15 protein-coding genes and 1 tRNA gene are annotated in these 20509 nt (G+C 53.4%); 9 read left to right on the forward strand and 7 right to left on the reverse strand.

The features are described 5' to 3' along the window. Positions 1-205 precede the first annotated feature (205 nt). Positions 206-279, forward strand: a tRNA-Val gene (locus tag Q31a_RS14175). Here the strand turns inward: Q31a_RS14175 and Q31a_RS14180 are convergent. Both Q31a_RS14180 and Q31a_RS31405 read right to left on the reverse strand, forming a co-directional pair. Then, on the reverse strand, positions 253-1563 hold the full coding sequence (locus Q31a_RS14180) for a tyrosine-type recombinase/integrase (RefSeq protein ID WP_145078888.1): 1311 nt from the start codon (positions 1561-1563) through the stop codon (positions 253-255). The two genes, Q31a_RS14175 and Q31a_RS14180, sit on opposite strands and share 27 nt — an antisense overlap. 95 nt (positions 1564-1658) lie before the next feature. Further along, the gene (locus tag Q31a_RS31405) at positions 1659-1895 is read right to left on the reverse strand and encodes a helix-turn-helix domain-containing protein (RefSeq protein ID WP_145078891.1); all 237 of its coding nucleotides are present in this window, start codon (positions 1893-1895) and stop codon (positions 1659-1661) included. A gap of 86 nt (positions 1896-1981) precedes the next feature. Here Q31a_RS31405 and Q31a_RS31410 point away from each other — a divergent pair, with 86 nt between their 5' ends. Beyond that, a complete protein-coding gene (locus tag Q31a_RS31410; protein WP_197356817.1) occupies positions 1982-2455 on the forward strand; it encodes a helix-turn-helix domain-containing protein in 474 nt (157 codons plus the stop codon). A gap of 415 nt (positions 2456-2870) precedes the next feature. Here Q31a_RS31410 and Q31a_RS14195 read toward each other — a convergent pair whose 3' ends face one another. Continuing rightward, complete coding sequence (locus Q31a_RS14195) at positions 2871-3104, reverse strand: hypothetical protein (protein ID WP_145078898.1); 234 nt, start codon at positions 3102-3104, stop codon at positions 2871-2873. Positions 3105-3584: 480 nt separating this feature from the next. Here Q31a_RS14195 and Q31a_RS14200 point away from each other — a divergent pair, with 480 nt between their 5' ends. From Q31a_RS14200 to Q31a_RS14210, 3 genes are all read left to right on the forward strand, one after another. Then, positions 3585-4109, forward strand: a complete 525-nt coding sequence (locus Q31a_RS14200) for a hypothetical protein (protein ID WP_145078901.1) — start codon at positions 3585-3587, stop codon at positions 4107-4109. Between the two features lie 742 nt (positions 4110-4851). Beyond that, complete coding sequence (locus tag Q31a_RS14205; protein WP_145078904.1) at positions 4852-5526, forward strand: hypothetical protein; 675 nt, start codon at positions 4852-4854, stop codon at positions 5524-5526. A 37-nt stretch (positions 5527-5563) separates the two neighbouring features. Beyond that, entirely contained in the window at positions 5564-6463 is a 900-nt protein-coding gene (locus Q31a_RS14210) for a hypothetical protein (RefSeq protein ID WP_145078908.1), read from the forward strand. A 1158-nt stretch (positions 6464-7621) separates the two neighbouring features. On the opposite strand, the gene Q31a_RS14215 is transcribed toward Q31a_RS14210, so the two are convergent. After that, a complete protein-coding gene (locus Q31a_RS14215) occupies positions 7622-8989 on the reverse strand; it encodes an IS256 family transposase (RefSeq protein WP_449224065.1) in 1368 nt (455 codons plus the stop codon). Between the two features lie 528 nt (positions 8990-9517). On the opposite strand from Q31a_RS14215, the gene Q31a_RS14220 reads away from it, so the two are divergent. Beyond that, positions 9518-13711, forward strand: a complete 4194-nt coding sequence (locus Q31a_RS14220; protein ID WP_145078911.1) for a hypothetical protein — start codon at positions 9518-9520, stop codon at positions 13709-13711. A 198-nt stretch (positions 13712-13909) separates the two neighbouring features. On the opposite strand, the gene Q31a_RS14225 is transcribed toward Q31a_RS14220, so the two are convergent. Both Q31a_RS14225 and Q31a_RS14230 read right to left on the reverse strand, forming a co-directional pair. Further along, positions 13910-14965: a hypothetical protein gene (locus tag Q31a_RS14225; protein WP_145078913.1), complete on the reverse strand. Its 1056-nt coding sequence runs from the start codon at positions 14963-14965 to the stop codon at positions 13910-13912. A gap of 188 nt (positions 14966-15153) precedes the next feature. Continuing rightward, positions 15154-15450 (reverse strand): hypothetical protein, encoded by a 297-nt coding sequence (locus Q31a_RS14230; RefSeq protein ID WP_145078916.1) that lies wholly within the window; start codon positions 15448-15450, stop codon positions 15154-15156. A 1128-nt stretch (positions 15451-16578) separates the two neighbouring features. Here Q31a_RS14230 and Q31a_RS14240 point away from each other — a divergent pair. The 3 genes from Q31a_RS14240 (at position 16579) to Q31a_RS14245 (ending at position 18177) form a co-directional block, all read left to right on the forward strand. Next, the gene (locus tag Q31a_RS14240; RefSeq protein ID WP_145078922.1) at positions 16579-17133 is read left to right on the forward strand and encodes a hypothetical protein; all 555 of its coding nucleotides are present in this window, start codon (positions 16579-16581) and stop codon (positions 17131-17133) included. Positions 17134-17162: 29 nt separating this feature from the next. Further along, positions 17163-17294 carry a hypothetical protein gene (locus Q31a_RS31140; protein WP_261342716.1) on the forward strand — a complete coding sequence of 44 codons (132 nt, stop codon included), beginning with the start codon at positions 17163-17165 and terminating at the stop codon, positions 17292-17294. 538 nt (positions 17295-17832) lie between these two features. Further along, positions 17833-18177: a hypothetical protein gene (locus tag Q31a_RS14245; protein WP_145078925.1), complete on the forward strand. Its 345-nt coding sequence runs from the start codon at positions 17833-17835 to the stop codon at positions 18175-18177. A 589-nt stretch (positions 18178-18766) separates the two neighbouring features. Here Q31a_RS14245 and Q31a_RS14250 read toward each other — a convergent pair. Then, entirely contained in the window at positions 18767-20509 is a 1743-nt protein-coding gene (locus Q31a_RS14250) for a sugar phosphorylase (protein WP_145078928.1), read from the reverse strand.

Raw genomic sequence — 20509 nt, forward strand, 5'->3', positions numbered from 1 at the left:
GTTGTCATTGCCTTGGGGGCAGCAGCTGCAGCTTTGAAAGCCATCAATTCTTGGCAGAGCTACTTGACGAGAAGGGGTGGAGTTGCCAAACTTTGCCCATCGTTTGACACGGGCAAGGTTTACCTTAACGGTAGAACCGGCTCCCGTCATACTTTTTTCACGGAACGCCATCCGCGGACCGATGAATAGCAAAGCACAAGCGTCCGGGCGGTTAGCTCAGTTGGTTAGAGCGCAACGTTGACATCGTTGAGGTCACAGGTTCGAATCCCGTACCGCCCACTTAGATGAATCTAAACCCTTGGGAATACTGCTATTTCCAAGGGTTTTTTCGTATCCCGATACAGGGTGCGAGTCTATTCCTGTCAAAACCGCTGCCTGCTGCTTCGGCTTTTGCTTCGGGTTGGTGGAGGCGGCTGTAGAGACTGCTGCTTCCATGTCTGCATCGGAGACGGTCCAGTAGTGCTCTAAGGCTACTTCCTGGCTATGGCCGCAAATGGCGACCGCTACGTGGCTAGGCAGGCTTCTGGCAAAGTCGGTTGCCCCCGAAGCCCTTAAGTTCTGCCATAGCTTCGGCCATTGCGCGATGCCAGCACGCCTTATTATCTTCTCCAATGTCGTTCGCAAATTGCTTCCGGCGTTGACGTCGGGGAATATCCGGTCCTCACCTTCTGGCGCCTCTAAATGTAGCTTGAGGAGCTCTGCCTCAATCGCAGGAACCAGTGGGACAACTCGCGACCCATGCCCCTCGTGGTGCTCGGTCTTGGGACTGAGAACGGTAAACCTCTTGCGCTCCCATGCAATATCTGACCAACGGAGTCCAACCACCTCGCTCGGGATTCGCAACGCTCCGACTCGCGCAAGCACCAGTAGGCACTTCCATCTAGCGTTTGGCGCCTGAGCAAGCACTCTATCGAAGTCATCGAGCGGCACGTAATACTGCCGTTCCCTATTGCTCCTAACAGTAGATGGGATACCCTGAAATGGATTCCGCTCAATCAGGCCGTCCTGTAGTGCTTGCCCAAAGACCTGCTTACAGATGCCAATCCTGCGACGGATCGTGTTGGCCGATAGCGGTTTGATTTTTCCGTCCTGGTCTGGCCGGTCTCTCTTGTTACTTGTCTCCAGCCAGCTGCGAAACTGCTTGGCGTCAAGCGGTCCGATATCCTTCATGCACCGCTCGCCGAAGTACTCTTCGAGTCGCTTGCGCGTGTGCTGATAGAATACCCACGTGCCTTGTTTGACCTCTGCCTGCAGAACGTCGAAGTAGCTCGCCAGATAGCTTTGCAGTGTGAGAATCTGCTGCGAAGGAGCCTGCTGCCCCACTAGGCCACAGCGTTGATAGCGGTCCCGGATGTCGCCTTCTAAACCTCCGATAAAGCGGGCAACTTCGGGGTCCATCGCTAGCCCACTCGCGAGATGACTGAGCAAGTGCTCTACGATCGAGCGGTGTTGCTCGGCAGCCTTCATTGGCGTCTTGCCCAGCCGAATCGTCTTGCGTTCTCTACTGTGGGAAGTGAACTGGATCCACTTGTGCCCGTTGGGGCGTTTGACGACAGAGGCCATGATACAGATTCCAATTGAAAAACCCGTGTCCAATAGTTCCAAACTTACCGGACACGGAAAACTCGAAGGCACCCTTCGTGGCTGCCGTCTGTTGGCTACTCCTCGCTCGTCTCGCGTTGCCTCACCCAACTGTCCAGTGATGCTACCGCGAATCGGATAGATCGACCAACTCTCACGAATGGCAATTGCCCCTGATGCCTCAACTTAAACAAGGTCCGCTCGCTTAATCCAAGCATCTCAGCCGCCTGTCTTGCCGTCACCAGCCTTGGCGACAAACTAACTGTTTGATCCATCGCTATTCCAACCTCCATTGCTTCCCAATTCAGCGGCATACCACACGCCGCTTGACCGTGCCGACCAATGATACGACAATATACGATAACCAGTCAAGTACACGAATTTGGATACTCGAAAAATTATGGCAGCTGAGGAAACATGGATTCGGTTCCAGGTTGAATGGCTCTGCCGCAGAGCAACGCAAATACGAGAATTGTCGGGGCTAACACAGGCTCAAGTCGGGGAGCGAATGGGGACATCGAAATCCCATGTAAGCAACTTCGAGCTGTGCCGGACGGAGCCTCGAATCAGGACGTTCAGCAACTACTGCAATGCTCTAGGCGTTGACTTGGAGACGCTTTTTACGGGGATGCCAAACCTCAAGGGGAGGCATAGACTACCTACGACTAATGAGTTTGACAGGCTATGTCGAGATGCGCTCGGGCTCTCCGCAGGGCAAACCCAGGAGGTGTTAAGTGCGTTTGCCACCACCGACGCAGGCGCTGATCAATTGTACCAACTGCTAAACCTGGCGGATCGACACCCGCAATACAGAGAGGCAGCAAAGGAGTGGATCATCTCGTGCATGAGGACAGTGTACAGGCGTATATTATAACGCTGTTTTCACCCCAACTGTAGAGGGGGTAGGCGGATAGGTGACGCGAGACCGGTAGTTCGCGACATTGAGTCGGGACACTGTATGGAGAAAATTCCTGGTGAATGATTTGCCAGGGGCGCAAAAAAAACCCACCAGACCAACGAATGATCTAGTGGGTAATTAATCGTTGCGTTCGGCCTCTCGGGTGGTACTGACTGGCCAAACGTTCAACACTTCAGGGTGGAGATCCGTCGTGTCGTCTAGTTCATTATTCTATAACAAATCCAGATTTTCTTCAAGTAAAGGGGTTCGCGGGAGCGCAAATCTGGTTCCGGTCCCGTTTGGGGCAGAGGATGCCATATCGCGAGCAACGGCTAACGACAAGCTCCAGAGTCGTGCATGCCATATGGTGAGCAAATTCTTTGTTCGCACTCTATGCGACAAGCGTTGTCGAACTCGGGATGACGACGCTCGCTGGATACCAATGAGCAACGTCCAATGGAAGCGGGAAGTCAACTCCGCCTACGCCGGTGACGTTAAGAGCGTCCTGCTTGATACAGGCTTGATCGAACAGGATGGCAACCGTTATTGGGCTGGTGGTTGGGTCGGTAAGAAGTACGTCGATCCCTTCCCTATGCAATATAGGCTCACGGCTCGGTACAGGCATGCAGAGGACTTTGGGCTAGCGAGAGGGAGCCGGAGGTCTGTTAGAAGTATCGATCCCAATGTAGTAGGCGACGTAGGAATGAAGTTAGTGGATCGGCTACCATTGCTCCGTCTACCTAGTGGTTACGCGCCATCGAATGCGTGGGACGAACTAGCATGCGTCTCAGTCAACCGGAGTGATATATATGCTACGAGATGCGATTTTGGAGGCCGTCTACACACTACGTATACAGGTATGGCTGGCCAGACACGTCGCCAACTAGTCAGCTCGGATGGCCAGCGGTTAGCATTCATCGACGTTAAGTGCTCGCAGCCTAGCATCCTCCGTCAGGTAGCATCGCTTGGGGCAGAAACCAGGAGTCAACTGATAGCCCAGGCATTGCGTGAGATCTACCCGGGGAAGGCTGACGACAAGCGGATGGTACCAGCACCGGAAGCTCGAAACGCGGAAGCGAGGCAGTTGAAAAACCGAGGTGCTCATATGACGTCCGAATTTGATAGCCACGTCGGGGGGGGCGACACAGTGGCGGCGGCTGGCCAGCGCTACGTTGACGGCACGTTGTACGACAGCCTAATTCAGCATTTCCCGGTCGCAAGGAGTTGGGGAGCCGTGCTACCTTACTTGGAGGTTAGAAGGCGAATAAAAAAGGCCTATGCCGTTCTCCTTTTTGCCGAAAACTGGCAGGCTGAGCGATCCAAGCTCTGGAAGCATCTTAGCAGGACTGATGGAGGATACCTCTCTTGGCTCAGGGAAATGAAGTCCATTCATTCGTACAAGGCAATTGCTCGCATCGGCCAGCGTATAGAATCGAGGGTACTCCTTGACGGCGTCGCCTCGGATTTCTGCACCCAGTTTCCGGGCGAGGCAATTGCAACATGCCATGACGAATTAATTGTCCCATCAAAGCGAGCTGGCTGGATCGTTGACAGCATAGACGAACGGTTTGGACGCCTGGGCCTGAAAGTGAAGACCGAAACGGAAGCTGGCCAGTCCATGAAAGCGTAGCTGTCGATCCGGCAGCAACAGTATACTTCCCCCCCCGACCAACCACGTCGCAACGTAAGGAGTCTTTCAACCAAGTACCTGGCGCAAGGAAGCGTCACCAAGGAGTTAGGGATGACAGTAGCGTTTAAGCAGTGTGCGCCGATAGCCAAGGAAGGGCTCGCGCGAGTCATTGAATATGCCACTCGCGAACGATGTCAGTTGGTGACTACGAGCCAGCAACTCTTTCTTGAATCCGCTGCTGGAGACTTCCTGCTTAGGGAGCGGGCAGGAGGGAAGTGGAAGTTTGTTGAGCTTAAAACGGAAGCGAGATTTACAGGTAACTTATTCGTTGAACTTCACCAAGATCGGGCCTCAGGGCTCCCAGGCTGGTTGCACACCCTGAACGAGGGGGTTTGTGACGAGCTTTGGTATCTTTTCCTCGACAATAGCAGACTGTACCGATTCAACTGGCCCCAGTTGAAAAAATGGATTGAATTGAACCAAGGTAAATTCAAGCAATGTTTGCAGCGGAAGCGAAAGACTACACATGAGACAGTTGGCCTAATAGTCCCCGTCGAACGCATATGTGCCGCCAGAATCCCATGCAGAATCGTGCAGCTATTGCCACCCCCTCCAGTGGAGGCCGATATTAGGCAGGTGTTGTGACGAATCCAGTTTTTTTGACGAATAAGGTCGACCGGTACTTGCCTACTTGGTATTGCACGTTACTCAGATTAGAATTCACGAAGAAAGGGCGATCCTGATGAAAGTACGAATCAAGCTCAGCCCAAATCAAATTGCACAGCTTCTCCGTTGTGCAGGAATTGGAGTTGAGAAGTTAACTAAACTAGCAATCGAGCTTGGGGACTTGGTTGATCCGCCGCTTCGGCCAGATCTCCTGCTTGAAGAGTTTACAAAACTACTTGGCCCGGAGGATGCAGAGTTTCTGCTCGATCAGCTACTTTCATTGAGCGTGAGTATTCGAGCAAGCGATTCGAAATCAGTTGACGTGACGCAGGCGATTCAGAATGCTATCGAGAATGCAGCAGATAGAGAAAAGTGGGATTCGATCGCGCTTTGCATCCAAACCCTGATCGACTCCGCGCCAATTCGCCTTGTCACGAAGGCAATGGAGTTGAGTTATGATCATGCAAATCTGCTTAGAAGAGGCCGTATCCTAACCGATTTGCGCCCTATTTTCGATGAGGAAGGTAGTGCCGTAGAAGCTGGCGTCGTGACTCACACCCTTCGAATTGCCTATGTGAGCGACGATGGAAGACATGAATTAAGTATGGCGCTAGATTTGCAGGACATACTCAAATTTAAGGAACAATGTGAGCGTGCTATCCGAAAGGCCTCAACCGTTCGGGATATGTTCACCCTATCAACTAAGAAACCATGCCTAATTTCTGGTGAAGCGGAGGAAACAGATGTTTAGCTCAGCCCCAGCTTATTGCGAAACGATTAGAAATGACATGCATATTGCAGTAATCAGCAGTGATTTTCGTAGCGCTAAGAACTGGTATACAGCCAAAGCCTCACCCAAGTGCCGAATGCAAACGTCTTATAACTGGGCACAGTGGGTTAACGCACGCGTTGATACTCAATATACAATTGACGCTGAAGATGCCGCTCGCGATGAAAGCACTACAACCGAAGGGCGAATTCGTGAGGCTTGGAACAAATTAGCTTTCCTACGCCACCGCGCCGAAACAAAAAAGGCACACCGTTTATCAGCGTCGGACAAAGCCACGTTCGAAGACCTCTGTTCCTGCATTCACGAAATAGCATCGGAATTTGGCCCTGGTGATTGGAATCAGCTGTTCACTTATACAGATTTTTCCGCAATTCCACTGCCCGTTTCGATCCTAACTTTAGCATTTACGGAAAGAGAAGAAGGGCGAATACCTTCCAGAAAAGTATTCGTTGAGCGATGTCGCAAAGCTGTTCGCGCCTTGGGGATGACAAGTTGTTTGTTCGAAACGGAGCTTCCTGAAGAAACATCGAATTCGAAAGAAGAGATGTTTCGCACTGCTGCGCACATGCTGGCGTGTTTAGAGGAGCAAACTGCAACTAATGGCTATTTAAAAGCAGCCAGCCAGTTCGAGAAAGCAAAAGAAGCTCGTTGGGCACTGGCCTGCATATATCGCAACGTGCGCTATCGTATTAGGGACGAGCAATTGGATGAACTCGACAAGGACATTCGTACGTTCGACGCTCACAGTGCAGGAGTGGACACCATGCTCGCAATTCTCACGGCAACTGCACCGATTAAATCGAAACTCCCCAGCCGGAAGTCTCTATACAGAAGTGTTCGTCGTGAATTGAAAAATCGCCCAGGGTCGGAACGTGGCATCCTTGATGGACTGAAGTAGACTCGATGGACAGAATTCATTGCCAGTCAATTAGGGATTCCACAGAGATCCAGCACGTTGCGGTTTTTATTCAGGAACCGCTGCCCAACCAGAGGCATACAGGAATTGCTTTCCGCGTAAACCTTAGCGATCCACTTGAATACTTGCACTTGGCATGGCATTGCAGGCTTTGCAGGGAAACTCGCCTCGGAACCTCTTATTTTTGGGTTGATCCGAAGATAGCTTCCAGTAGACTCCGGCAAATCGCAGGCATCTGTGACGACATTGCACACGCTAATAGTAGCGAACAAATTCCCTACTCGTTCGGGACTCCTATAGGAGCATTTGACAGCAAAACAAAGAAGTTCTTGCTTGGCCCAACTGCAACAGGTTTGACATGCGCCAGCTTTGTTCTGTCCGTTTTTGAAACGGCTCAATTACGATTGGCTAGGTACACCGGTTGGCCTAAGCCTGATGAGGAAGATAGAAAGTGGCAGGAAAACATACTTAATTTACTTCATAAAAGCAAATACGTATCGCCAGAACACATTAAGGCCGTAGAACGCGAAGTTGGTACATCAGTTCGATACCGTCCTGAGCAGGTCGCTGCCGCTGCTGCATTGAGAGTCCGCCGTCCTGTTAAATACCGTCATGCCAAGTCCTTGGGCGACGACCTCGTACGAACTTTGCGTGGAGAACCTGTTGATGGGGCGTTTAGACTCTCGTTGTGGGAACGGCTCCTAGATAGGCTTGGAATGACCTGATACTGCCACTACGCGAGCTATCCCTATGTTCAATCTAACGAGCAGCCTTTAATACTTCTAGCGACCATCGGGCAGTTTTTTTGGTCCCAGCAAGTGCCGCCGTGCTGATTCTACGGCTAGTTGCCATTCAGGCAGTAGCTCCCCAGAAACTGAGGCTTGCTTGATAGTCGATAGCGGAGTGTCTCTCGAACGCTTGCCTTGCAATTTGGGCAACTGAACTCACGGGGAAGTCTACCTATATACAAAGCCTCGCCAATCTCGATCCCACGTTTCTGGCCGTACTCTGCATCTACAACCCCAGCAAAATGACTCTCGCGAAGCTTCGGGGGATGTCCCTTGCGTTGTTAAAACTGTTGGTGGTCTCGCTGGCTAAAGGGTACTGGAAAAGGTCTTTAGGATCAAACAGGTGGTGGAACTAAAGTGATGGGGCCCGTGCCGTCGCCGGAGCCGTAGGCGACGGCACGGGCCCCGACGGCGGCTTTGTTGGTGTAGCCGCGTGTTCTCTCGCTAGGGCGGCAATCAGCTTAGGTAGTTCCTTGTGGCCGCTGATTCGATGGAACCCCTTTTCGGCCTCAAGCAGTGCGTAGGACAGCCAGCGACTCGCCTGATCCGTGTCGGCTCGGAATCGTGTTACACGCCCCAAGCGGCGACGCGTGTTCAGGAAGGAGTTCTCAATCGCGTTGGTACTTAGCAGTGAACGATGGAGCGTGTTTGGCACTTCGAGTCGGTGTAGGGCTAGCAGGTCCTCACCGGCCTCATGAAGGCTCTTAAACGCTTCGGCATTGAGAGGCTCAAGGAATGCCTCTAGCTCGCCGACGACCTCTTGTGCGGCGGTATAACCCTGCACGCTACGGAGTCGTCTAAACAGCCGAGCGAGTTCACCCGTATGACGCTTCGATAGCTTGCCACGAATGTTGCGTTCCTTGTGAACTAAGCAGCGTTGGATGACCGAGTCGGGGAAGTGCTCCTTGACCGCTTTGCGAAGCACATCGCTGCCATCCAGGACTGCCAGTAATCGCTGCGAGCAAGTAAAGCCGCGACGGGCCAAGCGAGCCAGCAATTCATTGGATACAACGGCATTTTCACTACTGCCCAGCGCAAAGTCGAGCACATGCTTGCAGCCTTCAGAATCAATACCGAGAGCAACCACTGCCGTCTGGTCTGAGCTTAGCCGGATACCATCGAGCATCAGAATGCACCACGTATGCCCCGACAGATCACGGCTGCGTAGCTCGTCGATCAATCGTGTTCCCGCCTCTTGCCATAGACGCGAGACGCTCGAGCGGCTTACGCCTGGCGACTTCGGCTTCACCACAGACATCTGACGAGTGCTTACCCCAGACATCAACGCTTGAATTACAGCCTTCTCCAGCTGCTCAGGATCGTTGGCGGCAGCGTAGCTGATCAGCTCCACTTCGCGGCTTCCCCCCGCCTCCTGACGCTCGCGAACTCGCGGACGCGTCACCGACTCCCGTTCACCTTCGACCAAGATGCGTCCCGCGGCGCTACCAGCTCGATAGGTCCGACAATCGCTCGGGGCGTGCTTTGGGCCGCACAGTTCAGCCACTTCGGCAGCCATTACCTCACAGGCCATCTTCACGATCGAGCCCCGTAAGAATTCGCGAAACACTTCGCCAACTTCAGCGTTCGAAACTTGCCCAAGCTCGCGCAACAAACTAGATTCAGTCATGGTGGTCTCCCCGTCGGCGGTAACCGACGTAAATTGGAAAATGCAGAAGGCAATATATTGCCTTCTGGGAGACCACCTTTCAACTTTTAACAACGATTGGGACGCTTCCAAGCTTCGGGGGCATACTGCGAGCGGTAACTTGCCACTACAGACATAATCCCTAGATGCACATGCCTATTCGGTTGTTCAACATGCAAGCAGTAGCGTTCAGCAAACCCTTCTGAATACATCCCGGGTTTTACGGCATCAAGAACATTCACAACCTCCACTGGAACAATGTGATGCCACATGAGATCAACTACATGCGCAGTAAGGATACTAGTACTGAACAGACAGGAATTACAGCGCAACGAATACTCGTTGGGAGCACAGTACCTTCTGACTACCAGATGGAATTTCGTGGAGCAACACGAAACGCATGGATCAAAGGATTGGGAGCACACCGCCAATTTCCAGCAACTCTCCCTCACAACTGATTCGACCATATACAAATCCATAGCGGTCTCGCTGACTTAGGTCGTATTTCATTTGGCTACCCTGATCCCCTGAAATTACTCGCAGCCCAAGCGAACAATACGGTAATAGGTTCAGAGGCAGTATAACATCAAGCGAGGACCAGCCGTGCCAACTCTCCGACAACTCTATGGGCCAACTCTAAGCTCACCGGGAGAAGCAGTTGATCGGATGCAGTTCAGCATCGATTCAATTTTAAGACAACCGAATCTCCCCGAAACAAACCATAAACTGAAGGAAGCAACCAACTCCACGGTTGGTGGTGGTCTTGCTGCTGCTGGAAACATTTTGGATCTTCCTGGTTCAAGTGTGCGGGATGTCCTTGCATTCCAAAATCCACTCGATCAATGGCTAACACCAACAAGCCATGAGAACCGGACTACCGGGCGCGATCTGGCAAGAAACTTTGGCCTAGCAAATAAGGGCAAGGATACCTACGCCAACTTCTTCGGTGGCCTGGGTGCTGAGGTGCTGCTTGACCCGTTGACTTACACCGGTGTTGGCCTGCTCACCAAGGGAGGCAAGGCGCTCGATGCTGCTGGATTGGCTGGACGCAACGTAACCAAGACGGCAAACAAGCTGGCAACAGAGACGGCCAAGAAGTCTGGCAACGTCATGACTAAGGAGCTTGGCAAGGCTGGTGCGCGTATGCGCATGACTCCACGGCAAGTGATTGAATCGGCTGACGACTCGCTCAAGGCTAAGTCTGCTTGGCTCAAGACTCGTGGACAACTCACCGACAAGATGGTTGCCGATGCTGGGGATGACAGCGCAAGCCTCGTTGAAGGCCTGTGGGACAACATTGCCAACCCTGACAAAGGCGCTGTTGATGAACTGCTGGACAAGCCTCTACAGTCCATCGCTTCATTCCGCATTCCAGGCTTGATGCCCGAAGCAAAGGAACTCGTACCCAAGGACTCCGGTGAGAGTGCGCTAAGGAAGTTCGTAGACAAGAACTCAGCCAAGGCACCAGACGGTACGCTGCCTCCAATTGGAAGCCAGCCAGCACCACCACCCCTGCCCGGCACGCCAACTCAGCCAGTAGGCGACACGGTGACGCGTACCCCGTTGGCGGGGCAAGGGCTGGGAGGTAAGGCGAAGGAATTCCTACAGGGAGGTGGGCAAAAGATCTCTGAATTTGCTAAGTCGATTGGCAAGTTTAGCAAGGATTGGAAGTCTCAGCTGCCTGAAGACCTGGCTGTCTCGGTGGGCGATGCGATTGACAATGGAACTAGCACGGTCATGGCGGTTCCTGCGGTTGAGAATGTGGTTGCACTGTTCAACCCGTACGTGCGCGGTGGTGCTACCAAGATGCAACGCGAGGTTGGTAGGGATATCACTGAGTCACTCGACCAAGCTACGGAAGGGTATCGCGAAACGCTGCTGCCTGTGATTCGCAAATTCGAAGAGAGCAAGATTCTTGACGAGCCAAGCATGCTGAATGCTGGGCTGAGCAAAGAGCAGGCTGCTTCGAAGATGAACGACTACGATAGGCAGATGCGAAACTACCTGGAGAACTACGACCCCAAGAACGGTCGCACCGGGACGGTCCTGCCAAGTGAGCTCAAGCCGCTAGAGGGTGAGCTACGCAGTGTTCGCAAGATGATGGATGACATCATTGACTTCGAGAAGGAGTCGGGCCTAGACACGCGGTTCCTGGACGACGAGTTCGTTTCATACCTAGCGCGGTATCGTCGAGACCCGGCCAAGGCATACGGGCACAACCCAACGGTTGGCCCTGTAGTTGAGGCATCCCACCCATCCATGAAGCAACGCGAGTACCGCGACATGCCTGGAGGCGTGGCTGTGCTTCAAGAGGCGTCAGTCGATCCGGTTATCTCGGGGATTCTGCATCGCAACCCGGTAGTTAAGAATCGTCTGGACACTGGGGACATCGCTGATCTTCGCCAGTATGTGGCGCAGAAATACGGCGACCGAATTGACGCTGACTTTGACCCAACGCAACCGATGAAGGATAGTGACACCCGATTCGATGCGTTCATTCGCAGTGCTGCCAAGTGGGACAGATCCTACGCAGACAACCAGACCCCTATGTTTGGTCGCAACTTTGTGGCGGATACAATGCGACGGCTGGAAGACGGCTTGCGTGTTGGCTTCGTAGCAAGGCAGGCACAAACAATTTTGGGCAAGTCTGCTATCCCTACCGACGTGACAACCATTGAGGTTGGCAAGCGGGTGGGGAATGCTGCGCGAGCTGGAAACATCGCAAGCCCGGCAGATGCTAGGGCCGTTGCTGGTGAGGTTCCTCAGGCGTACACGATCAAGAAGGTTCTCGAAGACCTGGAGCTCAATACTCCCAAGGCACGGCTGAACACAATCAACAACATGGACGAGCCTGCGCAAGCCATGTTCGACGACATGGTGCAGAGGCGAAGTGCTGAAGTCTTTGATGAGCTTGCCGAGAACATCACTGAAGGTGCGGACGAGGTAAAGACTATCCGGCTTATGAGCGGTGGTAAACCTGCCGAGTTCTACCTGAGCGAAGATGGCGACATTATTCGCAAGTCTAGCAAGACGGTTCGGGATAAGTCAGAAGGCGCCAAGAAGGGGGCTACCCAGCAAGTTGATCAAGTCGACGAGATACCGATCGACGAATTTGAGGATGTGATTCGTGAGAATGTTTCACCCGACTTCCTGGATAAGTTCGGTGTCGATGGCGATACGCACCTTGCGTTGACACGCCGCATGAAACCGTTCAGCAGTCCCGATGAAGTGGGATACTTTGCCAAGGGAATGCACCGGTTCATGAACGTCTTCCGTTCTGGACTTACCGCACCATGGCCAGCGTTCCACGCTAGAAACCTTTTGTCTGGGCAAGTTCACAATGCAATGGTTGGCGCCAAGGATCCAACCGGTAAGGGACCGATGGCATACTTCAAACCTCTGAAGGAAGCCTACGACCTGCGCAATGGTGAACCGATCAAGGGTATTGCCGAGGACATTCCATCGTTTAAGGGGATGACCGACGAGGAAGCAACTGCCAAGATAGCAGACCTTGCATTCATCTATGGTCTGGTGGGTGACAAGATGGGGCTGGCCGCTGAGCATATCGGCGATAGTCACCAAGCTATGCGGAGTCAGGTCCCAGGGCTCAACCGGGAAGTGAATCCAATCAAGCTGAAGTTCTCTCCAGCGCCGCCAAACACAAGCTTTTTCGACAGGTGGTTGAACCCCTTTGCCGTCAAGGATGGTGTCTCTGGTGGGGCTGAGGGAGTGGCCAAGGTTAATGATGACCTGTGGATGCCTGCACGGCTCGGTAGAGACCTTTCGTCGTTCGTTGAGGATCTCAATCGCCTAAGCCCGTTCATCGCTTACATGAAGCAGGGGATGAGCCCAGCCAAGGCGGCTCAGTTGGTCAAGAAGAATCAGGTTGACTACTCGCGGCTGAGTGCGTTCGAGCGTAACACCGCGCGGAGTGCAATTCCGTTCTACACGTTCTCCTCTCGCATGCTGCCTGTCGTCTTGGAAGAGTTGATCACGAGTCCTGGTGGACCGATGGCTCAAACGGTTCGGGCTATCAATCGTGCAAGGGCGCCTGAGGACAGCATCCCGGAACACATCGCAAGTACTGCGGCCATTCCCCTGGGAACCAAGAGCGATGGGAGCAAGAGCTACCTGACTGGTTTCGGATTGGCCTTTGAGGATAGCCTAAACCTCGCCAATGGCTTGCTGCGAATGAACCCGGTTGAAACTGCGAAGGAGATAGCAGGACGCTCCAGCCCGTTTATCAAGGGGCCTGCTGAGGCTATCTTCGGTCGATCGTTATTCTTTGATGGTCCGTTCGGTGGTAGGGAACTTGAGGACATGGATCCAACCATTGGGCGAACAATGTCCAACGTGCGTGACATTGCTACCGGCGCGAACACGCGGGACGTTGATCCGTTCATCAGCCAAGGATTTGAGCATGCGTTTTCGAATAGCCCGTTGTCTCGCCTTGGAACCACGGCGCGAACACTCACCGACAAGCGCAAGTGGGAACGTCCCCAAGACTTGGCAATGAATCTCCTTACCGGGATGCGTGTCAGCGACGTGTCTCCCGATGCACAAGACGCTATCTACCGCGAGAGACTAGCCAGAAGCCTCAAGGATATGGGAGGCAGGACATTCTCCAGGCCTTACATCTCTGACGCCAGAGAAGAGGCAATGAGCCCTGAGGAACTGGCTGCTGCTGAAGAGGTGCTCAACGAACTGGGTGTGATCGACAAGCGATTCAAGGCACGCCGTGAGGTGCGGGAAGCAGAAGAGGCGGGGCGAAGCATTCAGGCAGCACTTGGTCGTTAACACATCACCAGTCGCTAATGGGCGTTTTTAGGCTAAAACTACCACTGATGGGGTGCGCGTCACCGTGTCGCATTGGTCGCAAACGCTCGTAGCATGAAAGGGAAAGGGAAAAGGAATGCGGGTACTCATATGACGTCCGGATTTAGTAGCCATTGCGGGGTACGCGTCACCGTGTCGCCTGCTGCTACATTGGATTGGCTATTGGCTAGCAGCTTTAATTGATAAGGTTGACGGTCCGCACTTAATAGACTCTTGCTCCAGGAGAATCATGTTAAAAAACGGCTCGCCTAAAGCTAGCATCTTCCGAGTTTCGCTGATTGGTAGTCCTGGGATTCGCGGAAGCCTGGCACCTCGCGCCGGAATTGTGGCGGTGGTCTTACCTGCGGTGAGCTTGATCGATCTGGCTCGGGTTGTGGTTCCAGACACCACAACCCGAGCAACCTTACCATCTGCTGCGTCAAAGCCAGAGAGTGCTACTGCTAAGTCCTCCGGATCAAGTATTACGGCTGACGGGCTGAAGGGCTTCTCAACCGCACGCCGTGAGCCTCCCTGCAGGACTTCAAGCACTGACTTCCCTGTGATAGTTTGGGGCTCCTGAGTCTGGGCCGTTGCTCCAACGAACTGCAACGCATTGCCATTTGCCTTCAGCTCGCAGTCAGCGCAAGACACAACCGTCCAGCAACCTTTTCCAAGTAGCTTGATAGCAATACGACACTCCCTTGGCGTCAGCGCCAGCGTCTTGTCTTGCCGTGAATTCCCCAGCGAGCCGACTGTATCGAAATCACCACGACGCACAGAAAATCCGCTAGATTCAAGACTAATCGAGATATCTCCCTTGCCGCAGGCGAGTGCCATCTCAAGCGCCTTCGAAAGCTTTTCGGCTTCAGTCGTGAGCGTTGCAGCCTGCCGCTTCCTTCGCTCCGCACCCGCCGAGTGAGGCACTTGCGCAAGTTTCAGAATGCTTGGCACCAGACGTAACGTCGCCTCCTCGCCTACCTCAGCTCCATTCACGGCGACTCGCAGCAGATCAGGGATTTTAGTTTTGATTCGGGAGAGTAGTAGACCCGCTTGCCAGTCACAGGTAAAGGCTCCCGGAATACCGACCTTACTCGGGATCGACTGGACCGCAATGACATTTGAGAGCTTGTGCTTTACGAGCGTTCCGCGTTCATCTGCAGTGACTTCGGCGCGGGCCTGCTTCCCGCAAACTGCAATGGCTTTCCCAAGTAGCCCCACGTCAACTGTGACTTCCACCGCCGTCTCCTTGTGTGTGCCTTCCCTCCAAATCCACTAACAGAGTATTCTCTGCGTGTCGGCACAAATTGTGCCCAGAGGCATCAAAAAGTATAACACGAAAAAATCCGGGCGAGGTAGATATGATATACGGAGGGGGCGGGCAGGGGACACCACCCCCTCCGTATCAACAGCGATATTTTATGCGGCTAGGCGATACAGGTTCGCCATATGTTCAGCAGTTGCTCGCCAGTCAAGCTAGACTGCAGGTCGGCCCGGTTGTCTTCGAGTTCATCCACTCGCACAGCGACTCCAGTAACTCTCTGCAGTTCTACTTCCAGCCTGCAGCAAACTAAATCAATTGCTGCATCGCAACCACCAAACATTCGATGCGCCCAAAGCCAGAGGTCTCCAGCATCGGCAAAAGGGTTGCAGGCTTCTGCGGCGGAGAAGTGAGAAGCGATTAGCCTCTCAGGAGTAAGCAATACAGTTTCGTGATCGATCATTCTGTGGGTCCTTATAGAACAAAAATAGTCGCAGCCGAGTGGCTGCTATGCACCAAACATCTCAAGCATTGGGCATCTGCCGAGTTCTTCGAGTGGCTTTACTAGCCCAGGTGTTGCGTGGTAGTCCAAGTCCGATATGCAGTCCCTGTGTATGCGGAACACTCTTCTCGTTGGCGTGCCCACGTTCCTCGTCCTGGTCAGTGTTCCGTTGGCGCACCTTCGGATCACGGTATTGCACGAGACTCCGATCAGGTCTGCAAATTCCTGAACGGTGTACCACTCTTTGTCTGATTCCATCGCACATTCTCCTCTTTGATAGTTTGTGAATCACGATAGGTATAACACGCGACTGCACCGACGACACGATGACGCGACCCCCGGTAGTGGGGGTAGTGCTGCTATGCACCAAACATCTCAAGCATTGGGCATCTGCCGAGTTCTTCGAGTGGCTTCACTAGCCCAGGCGTTGCGTGGTAGTCCAAGTCTGCCAAGCAGTCCTTGTGGATGTGGAACCTTCGCTTTGTTGGCGTGCCAACGTTTCTTGTCCTAGTCAGGGTTCCATTGGCGCACCTTCGGATCACAGTGTCAGGCGATACGCGTATCAACTCAGCGAACTCCTGGACGGTATACCATTCTTTGTCTGTGTTGTTGCTGCACATCCGGCCTCTCCTTGAATCATGGTTTGGGGATTTTCGTTCGCATGTTAGGCACGCGGCAGTGACTGGCTATGCATCACGACCGGGATGGATCGACCGGTAGGGCCATGTCCGGCGCAGAAAGATAGTGCGGCATGCAGCGTGAGGTTATCAGCATCCGTGAGTTGTTCGCAGCAGAGGGTACCATCGGGACTGACTAGGCGAACAGACCACACGCGAGCATGCTGATCCGGTATCGTTTTGGCCAAATATGCTTCGGATTTTGCTTCGGGTGGCTCAGCTGTCTCAGTTTCCCTTGGCATATCGCACAGGTTCGAATCCCGTACCGCCCACTGGTAGAAGAACAAGCGATTCGTTGGTCAAAACGAATACCGGACACCGTGTCCGAGCGCACTGTTTGCAAGACTGAAATCGGGAACTTATCCGGGAACTAACCGGGAGCCCCGATTTCCTAGCAAAAGGCGTCGCTCCCATGCGTGTACCATCTTACCGCCGGCATTCTTCCGGCAACGCTCGCGTTACTATCAACGGCAAGGATTACTTGCTGGGGAAATACGGTTCAAAGTCCAGCAAGCTGAAATACCAGCGTCTTATTGCCGAGTACAGGGCCAGTCGCAAGTCCAGGGCGTTTGGTAAATCGGAACCCCTCCTGCAGGATATCATGCTGGCGTTCATGCGGTACGCCAAGGAATACTATGCAGGAACCACCCAGCCATATCGGTTTAAGATAGCGTTGAAACCTGTTGCCGAACTCTATGCTACTGTACCTGCAAACCAATTCGGACCGCGTCAATTCAAGGTCATTCGTGACGGTTGGCTCAAAGGGCCGGTGCGAAGCCGGAAGTACATCAACGAGCAGATGTCGCTGGTTGCTAGGATGGTCAAATGGGCCGTGGCTGAGGAATTGGTCCTGCCGGAGCAATGGGCGAAAATTCAGGCAGTAGAGCCGTTGGAAAGGGGACGCACTACAGCTCCTGACAATGAACCGGTTGAAGCTGTTGCAGTCGAGCTAATCGACGCTAACTAGCTCTCTGCCACCAAACGCTGACTCGTTTCGTGATCGTCGAAGACAAGCTCGATCGATTGTTTCGCGACCACTACGGCAAGCTGTGGAAGAAAGATACGAGCTTCAAGAAATTTTGGAGACTGCGTGAGAGGATGGGACTCTCTTTCAAGATCAGTATCTAAAGACTGCGGCACGGGGTTGACGCAACCGAGCTCGCGAATGGAATGCGAATTGTCGAGCTGGCAGAATCACTGGCTACACTGACATTCAGCTGTTGAGTCGAGTCCTCGGCCATCTCGTCAAGTACAAGGGCCGAGTTGCGAATTCTGCAGGCCGGGCAAGCAATCACTCCGACATGCCAGGGATCGCTCCAAATCAGCGAGGTCTTAAGAATAGCTCGCGAGTGAAAGCATGTGGGGTGTTTGAAACAGCACGTACTGTCTGGACTACGATCTGGCCGAGGCTGTCAATTGATTCAGGAACAATCTTACAGAGCGAGCATTTAGGTGCACTAGATTAACACATTGTAATGCCCATGCACTGCATCTACATCGTATAGTGGCCTCTGAAACGGATAGGCCGTGCGGCACTTCGGATGCCGCTATCCATTGGGTTGTGTGTTGCATCGGGAGAGTCACCTCTACTGAACTTCTTGAAGTGCGAGTGGTTGGTCCGGTGCGTAGTGTTGTTGTTTCTCGGAAGTGATTGGAATTGAATCGAATGAGTGAAACTGACTCGACTAGTAATGAGGGTTTAGCTCGGCTGCGAACTTTGGCGGGAGTCGCGGACCAGCTTTGGGCTTATAGGCAGAGTCTAGATGCGGCGACTGATAAACAACTGGAGGACGAATTTGTGACTTATGTCGGCGATCGATGGGCAGGGAAGCCAGTCGCACAAGCGGATCGTGAATCACTGAAGCGGGCGCTCAATGCAGACTACATGGCAGCGGTCAATCAAATGCTGCTGGGGCCGTTGACTGAGGTGACACTGCCGGTCCGGAAGCTGGGTGTGCCGCAAGAGAGAATGAAGGTCGATCTTTCCGCATTCCTGGATTCCGGAAAGTAACACCCCTGCCGGATCCAAATCGAATTGTACCGGAATCGATTCGAGGTGTGGAGTGCGATGTCTACTGTGGCGCACCCAATGGAGTCCGGAGCCAAGCGGTGCAAAATGGTTGCGTTGTGCTGGCCAACCTGTCTGGTGGCATAGTGTGCAACGCGCTGTATCGGAGAGCGGTATTTGCTGACTCCCTACCGTGATGTGATCTTTTTGCCGTTGCCCGAGTTCATGAACGGATTGGTCAATCCTGCGTCTTCGCTGACTCACTGCTCGCTAGCGAAAAATTTTGATGGCATTGAGGTCGAAGCAGTGCCAGACACGCAGGCAACCCGGAAACAGGATGTAGTTACAGCAAGAGAGCACCGGTTTTCGCGGCGCCTGGAGAGTCGCTGCATCAAGAAGCCTGAGCAAAGCCAACTACGGGGCTCTTGACCGGAATAATTGGGAGTCCACGTGTGGATAACTGAGACAGGGAGGTTGAGGGAGCGAACGTTGGGCGATCATCTCCAAGCCATTGCAACAGCGGGCCTTTGGCATTCGCTTCCCGGGCCCATCAAATCCCACAAGATCCGAATGATCTTTGGTGGTGCTGGCCTTATCGGTTGGTAATCCACAGCGATTGGTAGGGCGTTACGGTGAGCACACTGTTCTGATCTTCGAGTTGGCAGCCTGAAATGGCGTCATACCAGGAATCGGTTGAGATCAGATTAAGATCTGACATTCGGAGCTCCTGGGGGACATCGGTCATGTTGTAAACGCAAAAAATACTCTGACTGCGGTCTGTGCTTTGTCGCCAGTAAGCGAAAAAGGGCTCGCTTAGCTGGAGCGTGAATTGCGTCGAATTGGGGTGGAACGGAGTGTGGCGTCGCCGCAGCTGTAAGCGGCGGGTTAGTTCGCGGAAAACTCGCCCACGCACCGATTCGTCGTCGTTGAGTTGATTCTCAAGTACTCGCCAATTCCACTTGTGCCGATTGATGCTGCGATTGTGGTGAGTTGTGGCCACGCCCTGCTGGTCGTTGGGGGTAGCCAGCAGACTGTGGATATAAAATGCTGGAATGCCCTCCAGCCCCATCATTACTGTCTGCGAACAGAGGAATCGTTCGACCTGCCATGGATCTTTACCTTCCACGGTTCCCTGGAGGGCATCGAACAAGGCCACATTCAATTCGTACACCCGTTCACCACCATCACCCGTACGGCGTGTGGAAACCCGACCTCCGAAACGACGTACGGTTTCCACAAGTTGGAGTTGTTCTTCGTCCGACAACAGGCCTTCGGCGGGCCGCATGCCGATTCCGTCATGGGAGGCGGTGAAGTTCAAGTAGGTGCATCCCGCGGGAGCCGGTGGCATGCTCATCAACCACCGCTTCAAATATTCGGTTTTGCCGGTCAGTAGAGCATGTACCAACAGTGGTGCGAGGCTGAAGTTGTAAATTACATGCGCTTCGTTGCGATTGCCAAAGTAAGTGAGGTTTTCGTGGTTGGGCACGTTTGTCTCGGTAATCAGCAAGGTTCCCGGCGCAAAGGCATCGACGACCGTGCGGATCAATTTGACAATCTCATGCGTTTGAGGCAGGTGCATGCAACTGGTGCCGGGCTCCTTCCATAGAAAACCGACCGCATCCAACCGAAGGATGCTTACGCCCTGTTCCAAATACAAACGAATGATTTTTAAGAATTCCAGCAAGACCTGAGGATTGCGGAAGTCGAGATCCACTTGGTCGTGGCTGAAGGTGCACCAAACGTGTTTCAGACCACCCGCCGTTTGCGTGGGACGGAGCAGTGGCGAAGCGCGGGGGCGCACGACCGACGACAGGTCGTCCCCCTCCTGAGCTTCGATGAAATAGCTCGCGCCTGGTTCTACTCCGTTACAATAGTTCTGAAACCACTGACTCTGCGAGGAGACATGGTTGATGACCAGATCGGCCATCAACCGGTAACGGCCCGCGAGGCGGCTAATTTGCGACCAATCGCCCAACTTCGGATCGACGCGCGTGTAGTCAATCACTGCAAATCCATCGTCGGAGCTGAACGGGCAAAACGGCAACACGTGAATGGCCGATGCGGAGTCCTTGACAAATTGGTCCAAAAATTGGTGGAGTGTTTCTAGCGGCTTGGTGGGTTCATCGAGAATGGAATCTCCATAGGTGATCAGCAAACAATCCTCTTGCGACCACAGTTGGTGTTGCGGTAGTGGAGACCGACTTTGAAAACCGTCAAACACAGCCAGAATCTCGTCTGCCAGTCGCGCCACATCTGCTTCGCAATAGAGGAAGCTCAGATGTTGACAGAGCTGTGCGTGGACGGCGTCACTAAGTTGTTCAGGGGAAGAATCCAT

Source organism: Aureliella helgolandensis (genome assembly GCF_007752135.1).
In the GTDB taxonomy this organism is placed as follows: Bacteria; Planctomycetota; Planctomycetia; order Pirellulales; family Pirellulaceae; genus Aureliella; species Aureliella helgolandensis.

Excerpts from the sequence above, each read along its gene's own strand:
- Q31a_RS14180 (WP_145078888.1), bottom strand. The coding sequence starts at position 1,563 with ATGGCCTCTGTCGTCAAACGCCCCAACGGGCACAAGTGGATCCAGTTC.
- Q31a_RS31405 (WP_145078891.1), bottom strand. The coding sequence starts at position 1,895 with ATGCCGCTGAATTGGGAAGCAATGGAGGTTGGAATAGCGATGGATCAA.
- Q31a_RS31410 (WP_197356817.1), top strand. The coding sequence starts at position 1,982 with ATGGCAGCTGAGGAAACATGGATTCGGTTCCAGGTTGAATGGCTCTGC.
- Q31a_RS14195 (WP_145078898.1), bottom strand. The coding sequence starts at position 3,104 with ATGCCTGTACCGAGCCGTGAGCCTATATTGCATAGGGAAGGGATCGAC.
- Q31a_RS14200 (WP_145078901.1), top strand. The coding sequence starts at position 3,585 with ATGACGTCCGAATTTGATAGCCACGTCGGGGGGGGCGACACAGTGGCG.
- Q31a_RS14205 (WP_145078904.1), top strand. The coding sequence starts at position 4,852 with ATGAAAGTACGAATCAAGCTCAGCCCAAATCAAATTGCACAGCTTCTC.
- Q31a_RS14210 (WP_145078908.1), top strand. The coding sequence starts at position 5,564 with ATGCATATTGCAGTAATCAGCAGTGATTTTCGTAGCGCTAAGAACTGG.
- Q31a_RS14230 (WP_145078916.1), bottom strand. The coding sequence starts at position 15,450 with ATGATCGATCACGAAACTGTATTGCTTACTCCTGAGAGGCTAATCGCT.
- Q31a_RS14240 (WP_145078922.1), top strand. The coding sequence starts at position 16,579 with ATGCGTGTACCATCTTACCGCCGGCATTCTTCCGGCAACGCTCGCGTT.
- Q31a_RS14245 (WP_145078925.1), top strand. The coding sequence starts at position 17,833 with ATGAGTGAAACTGACTCGACTAGTAATGAGGGTTTAGCTCGGCTGCGA.
- Q31a_RS14250 (WP_145078928.1), bottom strand. The coding sequence starts at position 20,509 with ATGGATTCTTCCCCTGAACAACTTAGTGACGCCGTCCACGCACAGCTC.